The 13326-nt window shown below is 49.0% G+C and carries 19 protein-coding genes and 1 pseudogene; 11 read left to right on the top strand and 9 right to left on the bottom strand.

All coding sequences use genetic code 11. The features are described from left to right. Nucleotides 1-34: 34 nt before the first annotated feature. From GIW82_RS09930 to GIW82_RS09920, 3 genes are all read right to left on the bottom strand, one after another. The gene (locus GIW82_RS09930) at nt 35-784 is read right to left on the bottom strand and encodes an ABC transporter permease (RefSeq protein ID WP_154749797.1); all 750 of its coding nucleotides are present in this window, start codon (nt 782-784) and stop codon (nt 35-37) included. Continuing rightward, on the bottom strand, nt 781-1497 hold the full coding sequence (locus GIW82_RS09925; protein ID WP_370456196.1) for an ABC transporter ATP-binding protein: 717 nt from the start codon (nt 1495-1497) through the stop codon (nt 781-783). Before GIW82_RS09925 ends, GIW82_RS09930 begins: the two co-directional genes overlap by 4 nt. Before the next feature lie 67 nt (nt 1498-1564). Then, the gene (locus tag GIW82_RS09920; protein ID WP_154749796.1) at nt 1565-2062 is read right to left on the bottom strand and encodes a ferritin; all 498 of its coding nucleotides are present in this window, start codon (nt 2060-2062) and stop codon (nt 1565-1567) included. Nucleotides 2063-2304: 242 nt separating this feature from the next. On the opposite strand from GIW82_RS09920, the gene GIW82_RS09915 reads away from it, so the two are divergent. From GIW82_RS09915 to GIW82_RS09905, 3 genes are read left to right on the top strand one after another with little or no spacing between them, the layout of a single operon-like run. Continuing rightward, complete coding sequence (locus GIW82_RS09915; protein ID WP_154749795.1) at nt 2305-3057, top strand: GTP cyclohydrolase II; 753 nt, start codon at nt 2305-2307, stop codon at nt 3055-3057. Beyond that, complete coding sequence (ribD, locus tag GIW82_RS09910) at nt 3044-4138, top strand: bifunctional diaminohydroxyphosphoribosylaminopyrimidine deaminase/5-amino-6-(5-phosphoribosylamino)uracil reductase RibD (protein WP_154749794.1); 1095 nt, start codon at nt 3044-3046, stop codon at nt 4136-4138. Before GIW82_RS09915 ends, ribD begins: the two co-directional genes overlap by 14 nt. After that, nucleotides 4139-4711, top strand: a complete 573-nt coding sequence (locus tag GIW82_RS09905; RefSeq protein ID WP_154749793.1) for a 5' nucleotidase, NT5C type — start codon at nt 4139-4141, stop codon at nt 4709-4711. It begins immediately after the preceding gene. A 385-nt stretch (nt 4712-5096) separates the two neighbouring features. Here GIW82_RS09905 and GIW82_RS09900 read toward each other — a convergent pair whose 3' ends face one another. Further along, nucleotides 5097-5486 carry a DUF5412 family protein gene (locus GIW82_RS09900; protein WP_154749792.1) on the bottom strand — a complete coding sequence of 130 codons (390 nt, stop codon included), beginning with the start codon at nt 5484-5486 and terminating at the stop codon, nt 5097-5099. A 128-nt stretch (nt 5487-5614) separates the two neighbouring features. Here GIW82_RS09900 and GIW82_RS09895 point away from each other — a divergent pair, with 128 nt between their 5' ends. Next, on the top strand, nt 5615-6244 hold the full coding sequence (locus GIW82_RS09895) for an FMN-binding negative transcriptional regulator (protein WP_154749791.1): 630 nt from the start codon (nt 5615-5617) through the stop codon (nt 6242-6244). Between the two features lie 50 nt (nt 6245-6294). On the opposite strand, the gene GIW82_RS09890 is transcribed toward GIW82_RS09895, so the two are convergent. Continuing rightward, nucleotides 6295-6762, bottom strand: coding sequence for a DUF5412 family protein (locus tag GIW82_RS09890; RefSeq protein WP_154749790.1), 468 nt, complete (start codon nt 6760-6762; stop codon nt 6295-6297). A gap of 111 nt (nt 6763-6873) precedes the next feature. On the opposite strand from GIW82_RS09890, the gene GIW82_RS09885 reads away from it, so the two are divergent. Continuing rightward, on the top strand, nt 6874-7437 hold the full coding sequence (locus GIW82_RS09885) for a DUF4126 domain-containing protein (protein WP_370456195.1): 564 nt from the start codon (nt 6874-6876) through the stop codon (nt 7435-7437). Nucleotides 7438-7459: 22 nt separating this feature from the next. Here the strand turns inward: GIW82_RS09885 and GIW82_RS09880 are convergent, their stop codons facing one another. Further along, complete coding sequence (locus tag GIW82_RS09880) at nt 7460-7660, bottom strand: hypothetical protein (RefSeq protein WP_195914023.1); 201 nt, start codon at nt 7658-7660, stop codon at nt 7460-7462. 255 nt (nt 7661-7915) lie between these two features. Next, on the bottom strand, nt 7916-8128 hold the full coding sequence (locus GIW82_RS14745; RefSeq protein ID WP_195914022.1) for a hypothetical protein: 213 nt from the start codon (nt 8126-8128) through the stop codon (nt 7916-7918). Nucleotides 8129-8319: 191 nt separating this feature from the next. On the opposite strand from GIW82_RS14745, the gene GIW82_RS09875 reads away from it, so the two are divergent. From GIW82_RS09875 to GIW82_RS09860, 4 genes are all read left to right on the top strand, one after another. Next, nucleotides 8320-8496: a hypothetical protein gene (locus GIW82_RS09875; RefSeq protein ID WP_154749788.1), complete on the top strand. Its 177-nt coding sequence runs from the start codon at nt 8320-8322 to the stop codon at nt 8494-8496. Beyond that, entirely contained in the window at nt 8493-9140 is a 648-nt protein-coding gene (locus GIW82_RS09870) for a DsbA family oxidoreductase (RefSeq protein ID WP_154749787.1), read from the top strand. The genes GIW82_RS09875 and GIW82_RS09870 overlap by 4 nt, the downstream gene beginning before the upstream one ends. Before the next feature lie 248 nt (nt 9141-9388). Continuing rightward, complete coding sequence (gene bioB / locus GIW82_RS09865) at nt 9389-10387, top strand: biotin synthase BioB (RefSeq protein WP_154749786.1); 999 nt, start codon at nt 9389-9391, stop codon at nt 10385-10387. 140 nt (nt 10388-10527) lie between these two features. After that, complete coding sequence (locus tag GIW82_RS09860; RefSeq protein WP_154749785.1) at nt 10528-11112, top strand: biotin transporter BioY; 585 nt, start codon at nt 10528-10530, stop codon at nt 11110-11112. Nucleotides 11113-11273: 161 nt separating this feature from the next. Here GIW82_RS09860 and GIW82_RS14900 read toward each other — a convergent pair. Together GIW82_RS14900 and GIW82_RS09850 are read right to left on the bottom strand one after the other, a co-directional pair. Next, a pseudogene (locus GIW82_RS14900) lies at nt 11274-11380 on the bottom strand (peptide-methionine (S)-S-oxide reductase); the annotation flags it as partial. 79 nt (nt 11381-11459) lie between these two features. Continuing rightward, a complete protein-coding gene (locus GIW82_RS09850) occupies nt 11460-11636 on the bottom strand; it encodes a 7-cyano-7-deazaguanine synthase (protein WP_154749784.1) in 177 nt (58 codons plus the stop codon). A 168-nt stretch (nt 11637-11804) separates the two neighbouring features. Between GIW82_RS09850 and pdxS the strand changes: the two genes are divergently transcribed. Further along, nucleotides 11805-12689, top strand: a complete 885-nt coding sequence (gene pdxS, locus GIW82_RS09845) for a pyridoxal 5'-phosphate synthase lyase subunit PdxS (RefSeq protein ID WP_154749783.1) — start codon at nt 11805-11807, stop codon at nt 12687-12689. A gap of 1 nt (nt 12690) precedes the next feature. Beyond that, nucleotides 12691-13293, top strand: a complete 603-nt coding sequence (gene pdxT / locus GIW82_RS09840; RefSeq protein ID WP_370456194.1) for a pyridoxal 5'-phosphate synthase glutaminase subunit PdxT — start codon at nt 12691-12693, stop codon at nt 13291-13293. The last annotated feature ends 33 nt before the right edge of the window (nt 13294-13326 follow it).

Raw genomic sequence — 13326 nt, 5'->3', positions numbered from 1 at the left:
TGTGAACGGATTGTTTCGAATTCAGGGAAAGGCTTCAATTCCGGATCCGCTGCATGCGTTCATTGAACAAAGTCGGATAGGAAAGGAAACCAAGCAAGATGCTGGTCACCGCCGCTGTCGTCAGCAGCAGGAACAGGATGAGCAATTGGAATTGCACCGCCTGTACCGGGTCCGCTCCCGCGATGATCTGCCCGCTCATCATGCCGGGTAATTGCACGAGACCGACCGTCTTCTGGCTCTCGATTGTCGGGATCATGCTCGCTTTGATGGAACTTAGCAGCGGCCGGTCGATCGCCTGCTTCGGTGTGCCCCCAAGCGACAGGATCAGGTCCGTCTCAGGCTTGCGGCTCTCCACTTCGGACGTGAAGCGATTCAGGAACAGGATCGACAGCACCATCGAGTTGCCGATGACCATGCCGCTGATCGGGATGATGTACTGCGCAGTTGCCGGCGTGATGCCGAAGCCGATCAGGATCCCTTGCGTCAGCACTTCCACCGTCACGAGCGCCAATGCGACTTTCCAGGTGATCCCTTTGATGGAAGCCCCTTTGTTCCGTGCGTTATGGGTCGCCGCGACAATCATCAGCGCGACCATGAGGAAAACATACAGCAGGCTTTCCGAATCGAAGACGAATTTCAGCACGTAGCCGACAGCGAGCAGCTGGATGATCGATCGGACTGTTGCGATCAGCGTGTCCCGCTCCAGGCCGAGGCCGAACGTTTTCGACAACAAAAGCGGGATGAGGACAAAGATCAATGTCAGCGATAACGTGAAGAAGCTCATACGCGTTCCCCTTCCACGAACTGACGGACGCGTTCTGTCCGCGGGGATTGGAGGATCGTTCTGTCCCCGGCGTCCACAAGCTCCCCGTCCATCATCACCCAAATGGAATCCCCGATGCCGATCGCCTGCTCCAGGTTATGGGTGATCCAGATGATCGTCACCTTGTATTTCTTGTTGATGCTTTGGATCAGCTCCTCTACTTCCTTGACGGACGTGCGGTCAAGAGAGGAAGTGATTTCGTCGAGCAGAAGAATACGCGGCCGGTTGACGAGCGTGCGTGCGACGGATACTTTCTGTTGCTGGCCTCCTGATAGTTCATCAGCTTCGCGCTTCAAGTATTCCGGGCCGAGCCCGACATCTTGGAGCAACCGCCCTGCCTCTTCTTCCCGTAGCGTCTCTCCTTTCAACACTGCCGGCAAGTTGAGATTGTCGTACACCGTCCCAGGGATCATCGGCGCCTGCTGGAGCGCCATACCAACTGTGCGCCGGAGATCCGTTGGTTCGTAATCCCCGATCGCCTTGCCGAGCACAGTCATGCGCCCTTCGTCCGGCGACAGAAGTCCGTTGCACAACTTCAATAGCGTCGTCTTCCCTGCACCGGACGGCCCGACGAGCGTCGTGATGGCGCCTTCTGCGAACGAGCCGGTGATGCCGGTCAAAATAGGCGTCTCGTCCACTTTATACAGGATGTCTTCCAATTGGATTGCACTCACGCCGTTCAGCTCCTTTCCCCAAAACAGAAACAGCACACAGCTTCTCCTGTGTGCTGCCTTCCGTCCGTTATTCCTCTAATTTCCGTTCTGCAAATTCGTCGTCCATCTTCAGGAAGTATTCGCGTCCTTCTTCGATTCCTTTCAGACGGGTGATGATGTCACGGAACATCTTCTCTTCTTCCATCTGCTCCTCGATGAACCAATCAAGGAATGACAGCGTCGCATGTTCCTGCAATTCATCTGCCAACGAAACAAGGTCATAAATGTTCGCTGTCACGCTCTTCTCCTGTTCAAGAGAGCTTTCCATCACTTCCAGCGCCGAGCTGTAATCGTTCTTCGGTGCTTCCAGTCCTTGAAGTGCCGGCTTTTCGTCCATTGTCACCAAGTAATCGTAAAAACGCATGGCGTGCTGATGCTCCTCGCGCGACTGGACCAAGAAGAAGTTGGCGAAGCCGTGATAGTTTCTTTTCGAAAAGTAAGCTGCCATCGCGGTATACGCGTGTGACGCCTGGAGTTCGTTGTTGAATTGATCGTTCAACGCTTGTGTGAGTCGTTCGTTTAACATGAAAGTTCCTCCTCTTATTTATAATTATTCTAATGTAGATACTATAACATACCCTCTGTACTAAAAGCGAAACAAATGAGAATATTTTTTTTAATTGATAATAAAACTCATTTATTTCATGTAATATAACTTATTAAACGATAATGATTATCATCAATTAAACAACCAATGCTAGTTGCTTACTTTTTGTAACCGACTATAGTATGATGTTTCTATGAACTTACGAAGGAGAGACACAACTTATGAAATTAGACACAGCCGTTTTTTCGGTTTTAAAAGATAAAATCCAATTGATCAATATGGAGGAAGGCGGAATTTACCTGGTCGGCCCGATCCGACTGCCCGTCAACCTCGAAGGGGAAACGGTCGTCTTCCAATGGTACTCATGGCTCAAGCAAGACGAAGTGACAGATGATTACGAAGCCGTCATCGAACGGCTGTCTTCCGCTAACTTGGCGGAATACCAGCAGTCGAGTGTGCTTGTGTATGGCGACTTCGAAGGAGCGGACGAAGCATTGATCCGCATGCACTCCATTTGCCACACTGGCGATATTTTCGGCAGCAAGCGCTGTGATTGCGGCTTCCAGCTGAAGCAATCGATGCAGCGTATTGTCGATCACGGCGCAGGCGCACTATTTTACTTAGCGAATCACGAAGGTCGCGGCATCGGCTTGTTTAGCAAGGCCATGGCTTACGTGCTGCAGGAAAATGGCTACGATACAGTCGAAGCGAACGAAAAGCTCGGCTTCGTGGATGATTCACGCAATTATGAGGATGCGATCGCGGTGCTCGGGACGCTGCGCGAAAAACCGGTCACGTTGATGACGAACAATCCGAAGAAAGTTGATGCGATCGAAAAAGCTGGCTTGAAAATTGCAGGACGTACTTCGATTTGGGGAGACCGCTCGGAATTCAACGAGAACTATTTGAAAACGAAAGTCGTACGCTCCGGCCACCTTCTGGATGAGGAGGAAGAAATACATGCCAAACGATGAGTTTTTTATGGATATCGCCCTGCAAAATGCGCAGGCAATGAAAGGCCAGACTGACCCGAATCCACTTGTCGGCTCGGTTATCGTGAACGACGGACGCATCGTCGGGGTCGGCACACACTTGCGCGCCGGTGAACCGCATGCCGAGGTCCATGCACTCCGCATGGCAGGCGATCACGCTCGCGGCGGCACAATCTATGTCACACTGGAGCCATGTTCGCACCATGGACGTACTGGCCCTTGTGCACAAGCCATCATTGACGCTGGCCTTTCGAAAGTGATTATTGCCACACTCGATGTAAATCCGGTTGTTGCAGGCAACGGCGTACGCATGCTGGAAGATGCAGGAATTGAAGTCATCACTGGCGTGCGCGCAGAAGAATCTCGCCGCATGAACGAAGTGTTCAACACGTTCATCACGCATAAGCGCCCATTCGTCACGTTGAAAGCAGCTTCTACGCTCGACGGGAAGATTGCGACGCACACACGCGATAGCAAGTGGATCACTTCCAGTGAAGCACGACACGACGTACACGAACTGCGCCATCAGCACGCAGCGATTCTCGTCGGCATCGGCACGGTGCTCGCGGACGATCCGGAATTGACGGCACGTATTCCGAACGGACGCAATCCACTCCGAATCGTCCTCGACTCGTCGCTGCGCACGCCGCTCGACGCCAAACTCGTGACGGACCGCCTAGCAGAGACGTGGATATTCGTCAGCCAGACATATGACCAGGCGAAACGGGCAGAACTGGAAGCACGCGGCATTCGTATTTTTGAAACAAGCGGCAGGGAGCGCACGGATGTGCATGATGTGGTCCGTATACTCGGCGAGCAGTCCATTTCTTCCTTGTTCCTCGAAGGCGGCGGCGCAGTCCACGCGGCGTTTCTGGAAGCCGGACTGGTGGACAAAGTGGTGCTGTATTTCGCACCAAAGCTCGTCGGTGGGAAAGAGGCACCTACCTTCCTGGAAGGTGCTGGCGCTTCCCTCATGAAAGACGCCCTCGAACTGACGGACGGCGAATTTGAAAAAATCGGTCCGGACTTCCGGTTCACCGGTTATTTGATGAGGAGAGATTGAATGAGATTCGGATTTGATATAGACGATACACTGATCGACTTGCGTGCGTATGCGTTCGAGCTGTACCAGCGCGAATTGAAGCAGGAAGTCGCGCGCGATGCGTTCGATGCGCTGCAGCGTGTAGAAATCCATGAATTGTTCGGCATGACCGACGAAGAAGGCGGCGCGATGTGGAACCGCCTGACGGACGATATCTACTATACGGAGTGTCCGCCCTACCCTGGCGCGGTCGAATTCCTCCAGCAGCTGGAACGCGAAGGCCACGAAATCTACTATATTACCGCCCGCACGAAAGAACACGGGGAACGCACACGCGAATGGATGAAGAAGCAAGGCTTCCCGATCGCGGACGACCGCTTCTACTGCGGCATGAAAGACGAAGCGAAGGTCGACATCATCGAGAAACTCGATCTCGACTACTACATCGACGACAAGCCGGCGGTCGTCAACACCCTCACCTCTGGCAAACTGAAAGTGCTAGTGAAAGACCAATCGTACAACCGACACCTCGACTTGCCGCGCGTTGGGCAATGGACGGAACTGGATGAGCTGATTCAGAAGGAAATGAAATAAGCGGGGGTTGCCTGTGGCTGCTGGTAAGGCGGCCCTTTCTCTCGGGAAATAAGGGTAAAATTTCCGGTTATCTGAGGATGGGACGTGTTTTCCGGCGAAATAACGGTAAGATTTCCCGTTATTCATGCTCAAACCCTTCATTTCTATCCTTTTTGATGATATAACGGTAATTTTTACCCCTATTTCCGCTGTTCTTGCGTCGAACTTCAAAATAAGAGGAAATTCTACCGCTATATTCGGTTCTACAAATCAGCCCCGGAGCGGCATCGCTCTGGGGCTGATCTTTTTCTGAAAAAGCCCTTGAACTTGGGACATCTTCACATAAAATAATTCAACAACCTTACTCCATCTGCTCCGTCTCGGTTTCTTTCAGTGCCTCTCCAAATTACGGACGCCGGTAATCATACTTCCCGTCTGGCACATCAATGCTTTGCCCGTTTATGCGGACAGTATCAGCATCGTGCCATTCCACCGCACCGGTTTCCACCTTATACTGCCAGTAAATGTTCCGGGGATTCTTGTTCCCCTGATTGAAATGCAGGACCCCCAGCACTGCATAATCGACGGTCGCGCCGCCATTATTCAAATAAGTCCTAACGGTATATTCTCCTCCCGGTGAGACTTCTTCTGCCAACAGCTCGCCCGGTTCGATCCGGTCGATGCTGAAAAACAGCCAGTTGACCGCGAGAATCAAAAGACCGACCGCTGCCAGGGCGAAGAGAAGCAGCGCCACCATGAAAGGGTGCTGCTTTCCAAAAAATTTTAACCTTCCCACACACTCCCCCCCTTCCCGAAATCGAAGGATTCTTGTCACTCCTTCCAACACGCACCGGCCAAGCTATGATACGCTGATCCTAGAGAAACGATTGTCACGATGGACTTGAATCTGAAAGGAGTCTTGTTATGTACATTCCGAAATTTTACAAAGTCACCGATCCGGACGAAATCCGCGAATTCGTCCAGCATCATTCTTTCGGCACGCTCGTCACGACCCGAAAAGGCCGGCCGATCGCGACGCATCTGCCCCTCCAGTTCGTGCAGGAGGAAGAACAATACTGGGTGACTGGCCATATGGCTTACGGCAATCCCCAGTGGCGCACGTTCGAAGATGCCGACGAAGTGCTCGTCATGTTCCAAGGTCCGCACGCCTATATCTCGTCTTCGTGGTACGAGCAGGAAAACGTCCCGACGTGGAATTACCAGGCCGTCCACCTTTACGGCAAGGCAACCGTTTTGGACGAAGAAGAACTGAAACAGGATCTCGCACGGCTCCTGCAGACTTACGAAAAGCACCGCGACCATCCAGTATTGTGGGAAACCCTCGCCCCTTCAACCCTTCAAAAAGAACTGAAAGGGATTGTCGGATTCAAAATCGAAGTGACAGAAATCCAGGCAGCCTACAAAATGAGCCAGAACCGAAACGAAGCGGATTACGGAAACATCATTGCGCAATTGCAGCATGAAGGTTCGCCGGACGCTGCGCAAATGGCGGAGGAAATGAAAAAGCGGAGGAAATCATGTACAAGCGATTGAACTGAGTGGAATTTGCCCAGTTCGATCGCTTTCTTATTTGCCGGCACCTGTCATTCCGGATCGAACGAATAAGTCTCCCGCTCGTAGCAAGTCCGGTACGCTCTCTTCAATAGGAGGCTGTCACATGCTGCACCGCTCTCGTCGTAAATTTCCTCGCCTACCTGCAATTCCACGGTTCTGTCCGACTCAGGGGATCCCAAAGTGTTGTTGACGATCCGCAAATTCCTTTCATCCAGCCATTCCATCGAGAAATGGCTGTTCCCGGGAGCGTAATAGACCGTCTTTGTTTCGCCTGGCTCAGCTTCAGGCGCGACTTCCACCCATATATCCACCCCGCCCGCAGCGCCGCCATACGCTCTGTAATACGCTTTCGCGGCATATTCTCCGTCGAGCGAGTACACCGGACCGGCGTAAAATTCCCCATTCTTGAATTCAAAAGGATAGGCGTATTTGCTGTAGGTGAACCATATCGCCAGTCCCATCACCACAAGCAACAGCCATCTGTGTTTTTTCTTCAAAAGACTTCCCCCGTTCCTATAGACGCTTCTTGGCTAGGAAAGTTTGCACATCAGCCATCGCAAAACCTTGTTCCGGTTAGTGTATAATGATGGAAAACTCGATAATAAGGAGTGGAATTTGCAATGGAGACGATTTTGGCAATATGCATTGGTCTTGCTTTGAGCGCCACAGTGGGGTTCCGGATATTCACGCCGCTTCTCATCACCGGCATTTTTGAGCGGATCGACTGGATCACCCTGACGGAAGGCTTCAGCTGGATTGGCAGTACGCCTGCACTGGTCGCTTTCGGAGCGGCTACGCTGTTCGAGATTGCCGTCAATTACATTCCCGCTGTCGGTTCTGTCATGAAAGCGCTGGCGACACCGCTTGCGGCGATTGCCGGCATTCTGCTGACGGCTTCGTTCATCGGGGATATGAGTCCGTTATTGGAGTGGAGCATCGCCATCATCGGCGGCGGAGGGGTCGCCACAATGTCGCACACTGCTGTGACCGCCGTTAAGAGCATAAGTGAAACCGCCGTTCTCAGCCCGGCGGTCGCCGTCGCAGAAGATACGACTGCGACGCTCGTGCCGATCGCGATTTTCCTGATTCCCATGCTGGCTATTGTGTTTGTCGTGTTGGTGCCCTTGCTGATTTTCATCTATTACAACAAGCGTAAACGCCGGGCAGTATAGAGGGAGTTTAAGTCCCTCCCCTTCATTTAACTGGAAGCAATTGCTCATACAACTGATCGATGCGTTCATTGGACTGGAGTGCCGGATTGGTGCTGATGCAGCGAGCGATGGCTGCCAGGAATTCAGCAAGTGGGCACTCCTCCTTAAATACCGACCTTGCCTCTGAATCGGCATGTTCCTCACAAATGGTAATCAACAGGTCGCTTTCATCAACCATCTCCAATTCCCATCGTACTCTGTCGGTTCATCAAGCATCACGAATGCAATTTTCCGCCTTGGAAATGGTGCCAGCCCAGGAATCACCTGATACACGGCACAGAGCAAATCCTCCAGTGGATCGCTGAGTAGATAAGAACAAACGAATTCGAATCGACTGCTCCCCACACTCAAACTGCCGGTTGCCCAAGTCTCCCTTAGGATTGTATAAATATGGAAATTCGATGTTCCGGGACATTTCTCTTCTTCCTTTCGGATCCCTTCAGGCCGATTTCCCACCCGCCGACTTTTCTTTCCTCATATTCTGATACAGCACTAGCCCAATATTGATCAGTACCAATACGACAAGAGATGTCAAACAGCCCAGTACGACATAGATACTTTGATTCACCAACAACCCGCCGATTATCGCCCCAAAACTTGCCAAAAAAGCATACACACTTAGCCGCCACTTTGAAGACAATAGTTTGTTCATCTTCCAGCTTCCACAATCATTTTTTACGAAAGAATATTCAGATTAAACAGAGTGTACCATAATCTCTTGAAAATTTTCCCTTTTAAAAATAAATATATTCCTCCTAAGCAACACCCGATCCAATTATTAGAATATCACCGCATTTTTCGATAGCATCAATAGTAAGCAGATCATACGAGGAGGAATATGCAATGGAGAAAGAGATACTGAACAATCCAACGTCAGAAAAGCCGGCTGACTCAGACAATAAACTGCAGAGCCTCAGCGGCATCCAATTAGTCGATTTCGGCGGATCCACTGGGCTTGTCTGCGATGTCGAAACCGGATTCTGCGGCCCCATCAACCAAAAAGAGGAGGACGAAAAATGAAAATCACCATCTGGTCGGACTTTGTATGCCCGTTCTGTTTTATCGGAGAAGCCCATCTGAACGGAGCTTTGGAGACATTTGAGCACGCAAATGACGTCGAAATTGAATATAAAAGCTTCCAATTGATGCCGGACGGCGAATACGTGCCCGGCAAGGAATACGCAGAGACTTTCTCGGACATGAAAGGGATGCCGCTTGGCCAAGCCGAGGCTATGTTGAAACAAGTGACAGAGTCTGCAAGCCGCTCAGGCGTCGAGATCAACTACGACATCGCAAAATTGGCAAATACCTTTGACGCTCATCGTGTTTTCCAATATGCAAAAGAGCGGGGCAAAGGAAATGAATTCTTCCAGCGCGCTTACGTCGCCCATTTCACGGAAGGCGAAGTGTTGAGCGACACGGATACCATCGTCCGTCTGGCGGAAGAAGTAGGCCTTGACGGCGCCGAAGTCCGTCAACTTATCGAAAAGCGGGAGAACACTGAAAAAGTGGAGCAGGATATTTCCGAGGCGCGTGCAGTTGGCGTACAAGGCGTGCCGTTCTTCGTGATCGATAACAAATACGCAGTTTCCGGCGCGCAGCCGGTGGAAGCTTTCAGCCAAGTCTTGAACCAAGTATGGGAAGAGGAACATGTGAAGAAGTAATTATAGAAAAAGAAATCATTCAAGCACTGCCCTTTCGAATTGAAAGGGCAGTGCTTGTTTAATTCACTTTGGAAAATACACAATTCAGTTATCTAGCTAAATTCTACAAACAGCGAATTTTAAAACTTTCATGTTTTCGATATATTAATCTAAATTAATTTGTGTTAACATAAAAAAGTAAATTGGTTAACTCATTTTTATGAAGTTATTTTTTATCTGTAGATACTCAAAGAAAAGGGGCGTACGCAATGAATTGGCAAGCACTAGCACAGGAAGTTATTGATGGAAAAGAACTGACTAACGAAGAAGCTTTGAGGATTTTAACAATTGATGAGGATGAACTTCTTCCTTTACTCCATGCTGCATTTAAAATCCGGAAGCATTATTACGGCAAAAAAGTAAAACTCAATATGATCATTAATGCAAAAAGCGGCTTTTGTCCGGAGGACTGTGGCTACTGTTCACAGTCTTCAAGATCAACAGCGCCTATTGAAAAATATCCCTTTATATCAAAAGAAGAAATCATGGCAGGAGCCAAAATTGCATTCGAAAACAAAATTGGCACATTCTGCATTGTTGCCAGTGGTCGTGGACCAACCCGTAAAGATGTGAAAGTTGTTGTGGAAGCCGTCGAAGAAATCAAAGAAAAGTATGGATTAAAAGTATGTGGATGTTTGGGGCTTTTAAAAGATGAATACGCTGAACAGTTAAAGGCTGCGGGTGTTGACCGCTACAATCACAATTTGAATACCTCTGAACGCCACCACGATTACATTACGACTACACATACATATAAAGATCGGATAAATACTATAGAGACAGTAAAAAAACACGGAATCTCCCCATGTGCAGGTGCAATTATCGGTATGAAAGAAACAACACAAGACGTAATCGACATTGCGCGTGCGCTTCGCCACCTGGATGCAGATTCCATCCCAATAAATTTTCTTCATGCAATTGACGGTACCAAATTGGAAGGGACAAATGAACTGAACCCCCGCTATTGCTTAATTGTTCTTTCGCTTTTCCGTTTTATGAATCCATCAAAAGAAATTCGGATTTCAGGGGGCAGGGAAGTCAATCTTCGGTCTCTTCAACCTTTGGGTCTGTATGCAGCTAACAGTATTTTCGTTGGCGACTACTTGACAACCGACGGGCAAGAACAGAATAAAGATTATTTAATGTTAGAAGATCTTGGATTTGAAATAGAGCTTGCCGAAAAACAAAAACATTTAGTGAAATCATAGAAGTCGTTATATCCGTAAAGAACTTATTAACGATGACCGTGCTTCCAAGATTTTAGATTTAGTTTTTCTTGAAGTAAGTTTACTAAAAAACGATAGATTTTCATCCTCATTCTTAAGCACAAGTAAGTGGAGGTTCATACATGACAACTTCAGCGACAAGATCCAGCAATCATTCACGAACATTAATACTTGTTCATATCGCCATGTTCTCAGCCCTCATGGCAATCGGCGCCAATATTTCCTCATTCCTCATCATTGGTGGCGTACCGATTACGTTACAGACATTCTTTGCGATCACAGCCGGCCTTCTACTCGGCAAACGGCTCGGCGCTGCTTCGATGATTGTTTATGGCTTCATCGGACTTGCCGGCGCTCCAGTCTTCGCCAGATTTTCAGGCGGGATGGATGCTATAATTTCGCCGACATTCGGCTTTATCATCTCATTTGTCTTTACTGCTTACGCGGCTGGGTGGATTGCTTCAAAAATCCCCTCAAAAAAAGGGTTCATTCTCGCAGCACTTATCGGAACAGCAATTAATTACCTCTACGGCACAAACTGGATGTATATGGCCTATAAATTATGGTTTGCTGCACCCGAAGGCCTCACTTACGGCATGGTCTGGGCTTGGATGATGGTTCCTCTGCCAAAAGACATCCTCCTCGCTGTTCTTAGCGGTCTGTTTGGGTATCGCCTACTACCGATAATCCGCAAGTACCTGCTGTGAAAACAAACCATATACGCGAGTTCCTACGTATTCATTCGCAAAAAATTTCATACTGCAGGGAGAGGAGTTGGGCTTGAATCAGCCTCTTCTCTCCCTCCGTATTAAGCAGCCATCAAGGATATGTAAACTCGATGGCTGCTTTGCATATTCTCTCTTACTTATTACTTACTTAATATTCCTTCTGGTATATGACAATAATCATTTGGGTATCTCGCTAACCTCTCTTGATGTTCTTCTGCACTTTTCACCTATTTGTAAGAGGTACTACTGGATGGGATCAAGTAGTCCAAACCTGTTCAAAAGTTCTCAAGTCTGCTTTTTGATCCTGCACAAAAGCAGAGTACGAACTACAGATTGAGGTTCATGGCTAAATACAGCATCACATGCGGCAATTTTATTGAAGTTTCTCTGCAACCAGGATAGCCGCTGAAATCCGTTCCGCTCACTGCAGTTAAAATATATTGCGCTCTATTCGCCTGTTCATAAATAGCCATAAACGACAGAAATAAATGATTTATTTCCATGTTGAATAATTTTTCCGGATTTATAGAGAAGGCTTGTCACTACTTACTTTTCTGTAAATCTATTTTTCTACCCTTTAATCTGACCTTTATAAAATCATCAAAACTGGATATTTCTTTATGGTCAATTTTCTTTATACTCAAGTTATTAACACTCAAGGAGGTCATAAGATGAACCAACGAGGAACGAATCGTGTCAAAAGAGGTATGGCAGAAATGCAAAAAGGCGGCGTTATTATGGATGTGGTCAATGCGGAACAAGCCCGTATTGCGGAAGCTGCTGGCGCAACGGCCGTTATGGCACTTGAGCGTGTGCCTTCGGATATTCGGAGAGATGGCGGTGTAGCGCGTATGGCAGACCCGCTCATCACGGAAGAAGTGATGAATGCTGTTTCGATCCCGGTAATGGCCAAAGCGCGCATTGGCCATATTGTGGAAGCGCGTGTACTAGAAGCGATGGGCGTTGATTACATTGATGAAAGTGAAGTGCTGACACCGGCAGACGAAGAATTTCACTTGTTGAAAGATACATATACCGTACCATTTGTCTGCGGATGCCGAAATTTAGGGGAAGCAGCACGCCGCATCGGTGAAGGGGCTTCGATGCTGCGGACAAAAGGAGAACCGGGAACCGGCAATATCGTCGAAGCGGTCCGCCATCTGCGCCAAGTTAATGCGGAAGTGCGCAAAGTCGTTACGCTCAGCGACGATGAATTGATGACAGAAGCACGCAATTTAGGCGCATCGTATGAATTCCTGAAAGAAGTAAAGCGCCTGGGCCGTTTGCCGGTCGTCAACTTTGCAGCGGGCGGCATAGCAACGCCAGCGGATGCGGCATTGATGATGGAACTCGGAGCGGACGGTGTATTTGTGGGATCTGGTATTTTCAAATCGGAAAACCCGGAACGCTTCGCCCGTGCGATTGTAGAAGCAACGACCCATTATCAGGATTACAAATTAATCGCTGAACTGTCGAAAGATCTTGGGACTGCCATGAAAGGGCTTGAAATTTCCACGATTGCATCTGGAGACCGCATGCAGGAACGGGGCTGGTAAGGTGAAAAGAGTCGGAGTACTGGCTTTGCAAGGGGCTGTACGAGAACATGTCCAGTCAATTGAAACATGCGGGGCAGAAGCTGTACTGGTGAAATGGCCGAGGGATTTAGAAGGCTTGGATGCTTTGATTTTGCCAGGCGGAGAAAGTACGACGATGCGCCGCTTGATTGACCGCTATAGTTTGATGGAGCCGTTACACGAATTTGCGGCTTCCGGCAAGCCGATGTTCGGCACTTGCGCAGGATTGATTTTGCTAGCCGGCAAGGTCGTTGGCTATGACGAATCTCATCTGGGTGTTATGGATGTCATCGTGGAGCGCAATTCGTTCGGCCGCCAAGCCGACAGTTTTGAAGCACCTTTATCCATTAAAGGCTTGGACGGTCCATTTGAAGCAGTCTTTATCCGGGCGCCGCATATTGTCAGCACGGGTCCGGGTGTAGAGATATTATGCGAACATGAAGGGAAGATCGTCATGGCCAGAAGCGGCCCGTTTCTCGGCTGTTCGTTCCATCCGGAATTGACCAGCGACCACCGGATTACTGAATATTTCATCGCTATGTTGAACAGTAATGCAGAAAATCAAACATCGGCCGCCATGTTTTAACTTTTAGAGATCCTTGGAGAAACTTCTCTAAGG

The sequence above is a fragment of the Planomicrobium sp. YIM 101495 genome, from assembly GCF_009707665.1.
GTDB lineage: Bacteria > Bacillota > Bacilli > Bacillales_A > Planococcaceae > Planococcus.
Note: the sequence above shows the minus strand (reverse complement) of the source record. Positions and strands in the feature narration are given on the sequence as shown.

Bases quoted from the DNA above. Each gene is read 5' to 3' on its own strand.
- GIW82_RS09930 (WP_154749797.1), bottom strand. From the start codon at position 784: ATGAGCTTCTTCACGTTATCGCTGACATTGATCTTTGTCCTCATCCCG.
- GIW82_RS09920 (WP_154749796.1), bottom strand. From the start codon at position 2,062: ATGTTAAACGAACGACTCACACAAGCGTTGAACGATCAATTCAACAAC.
- GIW82_RS09915 (WP_154749795.1), top strand. From the start codon at position 2,305: ATGAAATTAGACACAGCCGTTTTTTCGGTTTTAAAAGATAAAATCCAA.
- ribD (WP_154749794.1), top strand. From the start codon at position 3,044: ATGCCAAACGATGAGTTTTTTATGGATATCGCCCTGCAAAATGCGCAG.
- GIW82_RS09905 (WP_154749793.1), top strand. From the start codon at position 4,139: ATGAGATTCGGATTTGATATAGACGATACACTGATCGACTTGCGTGCG.
- GIW82_RS09895 (WP_154749791.1), top strand. From the start codon at position 5,615: ATGTACATTCCGAAATTTTACAAAGTCACCGATCCGGACGAAATCCGC.
- GIW82_RS14745 (WP_195914022.1), bottom strand. From the start codon at position 8,128: ATGAACAAACTATTGTCTTCAAAGTGGCGGCTAAGTGTGTATGCTTTT.
- GIW82_RS09875 (WP_154749788.1), top strand. From the start codon at position 8,320: ATGGAGAAAGAGATACTGAACAATCCAACGTCAGAAAAGCCGGCTGAC.
- GIW82_RS09870 (WP_154749787.1), top strand. From the start codon at position 8,493: ATGAAAATCACCATCTGGTCGGACTTTGTATGCCCGTTCTGTTTTATC.
- bioB (WP_154749786.1), top strand. From the start codon at position 9,389: ATGAATTGGCAAGCACTAGCACAGGAAGTTATTGATGGAAAAGAACTG.
- GIW82_RS09860 (WP_154749785.1), top strand. From the start codon at position 10,528: ATGACAACTTCAGCGACAAGATCCAGCAATCATTCACGAACATTAATA.
- GIW82_RS09850 (WP_154749784.1), bottom strand. From the start codon at position 11,636: ATGGAAATAAATCATTTATTTCTGTCGTTTATGGCTATTTATGAACAG.
- pdxS (WP_154749783.1), top strand. From the start codon at position 11,805: ATGAACCAACGAGGAACGAATCGTGTCAAAAGAGGTATGGCAGAAATG.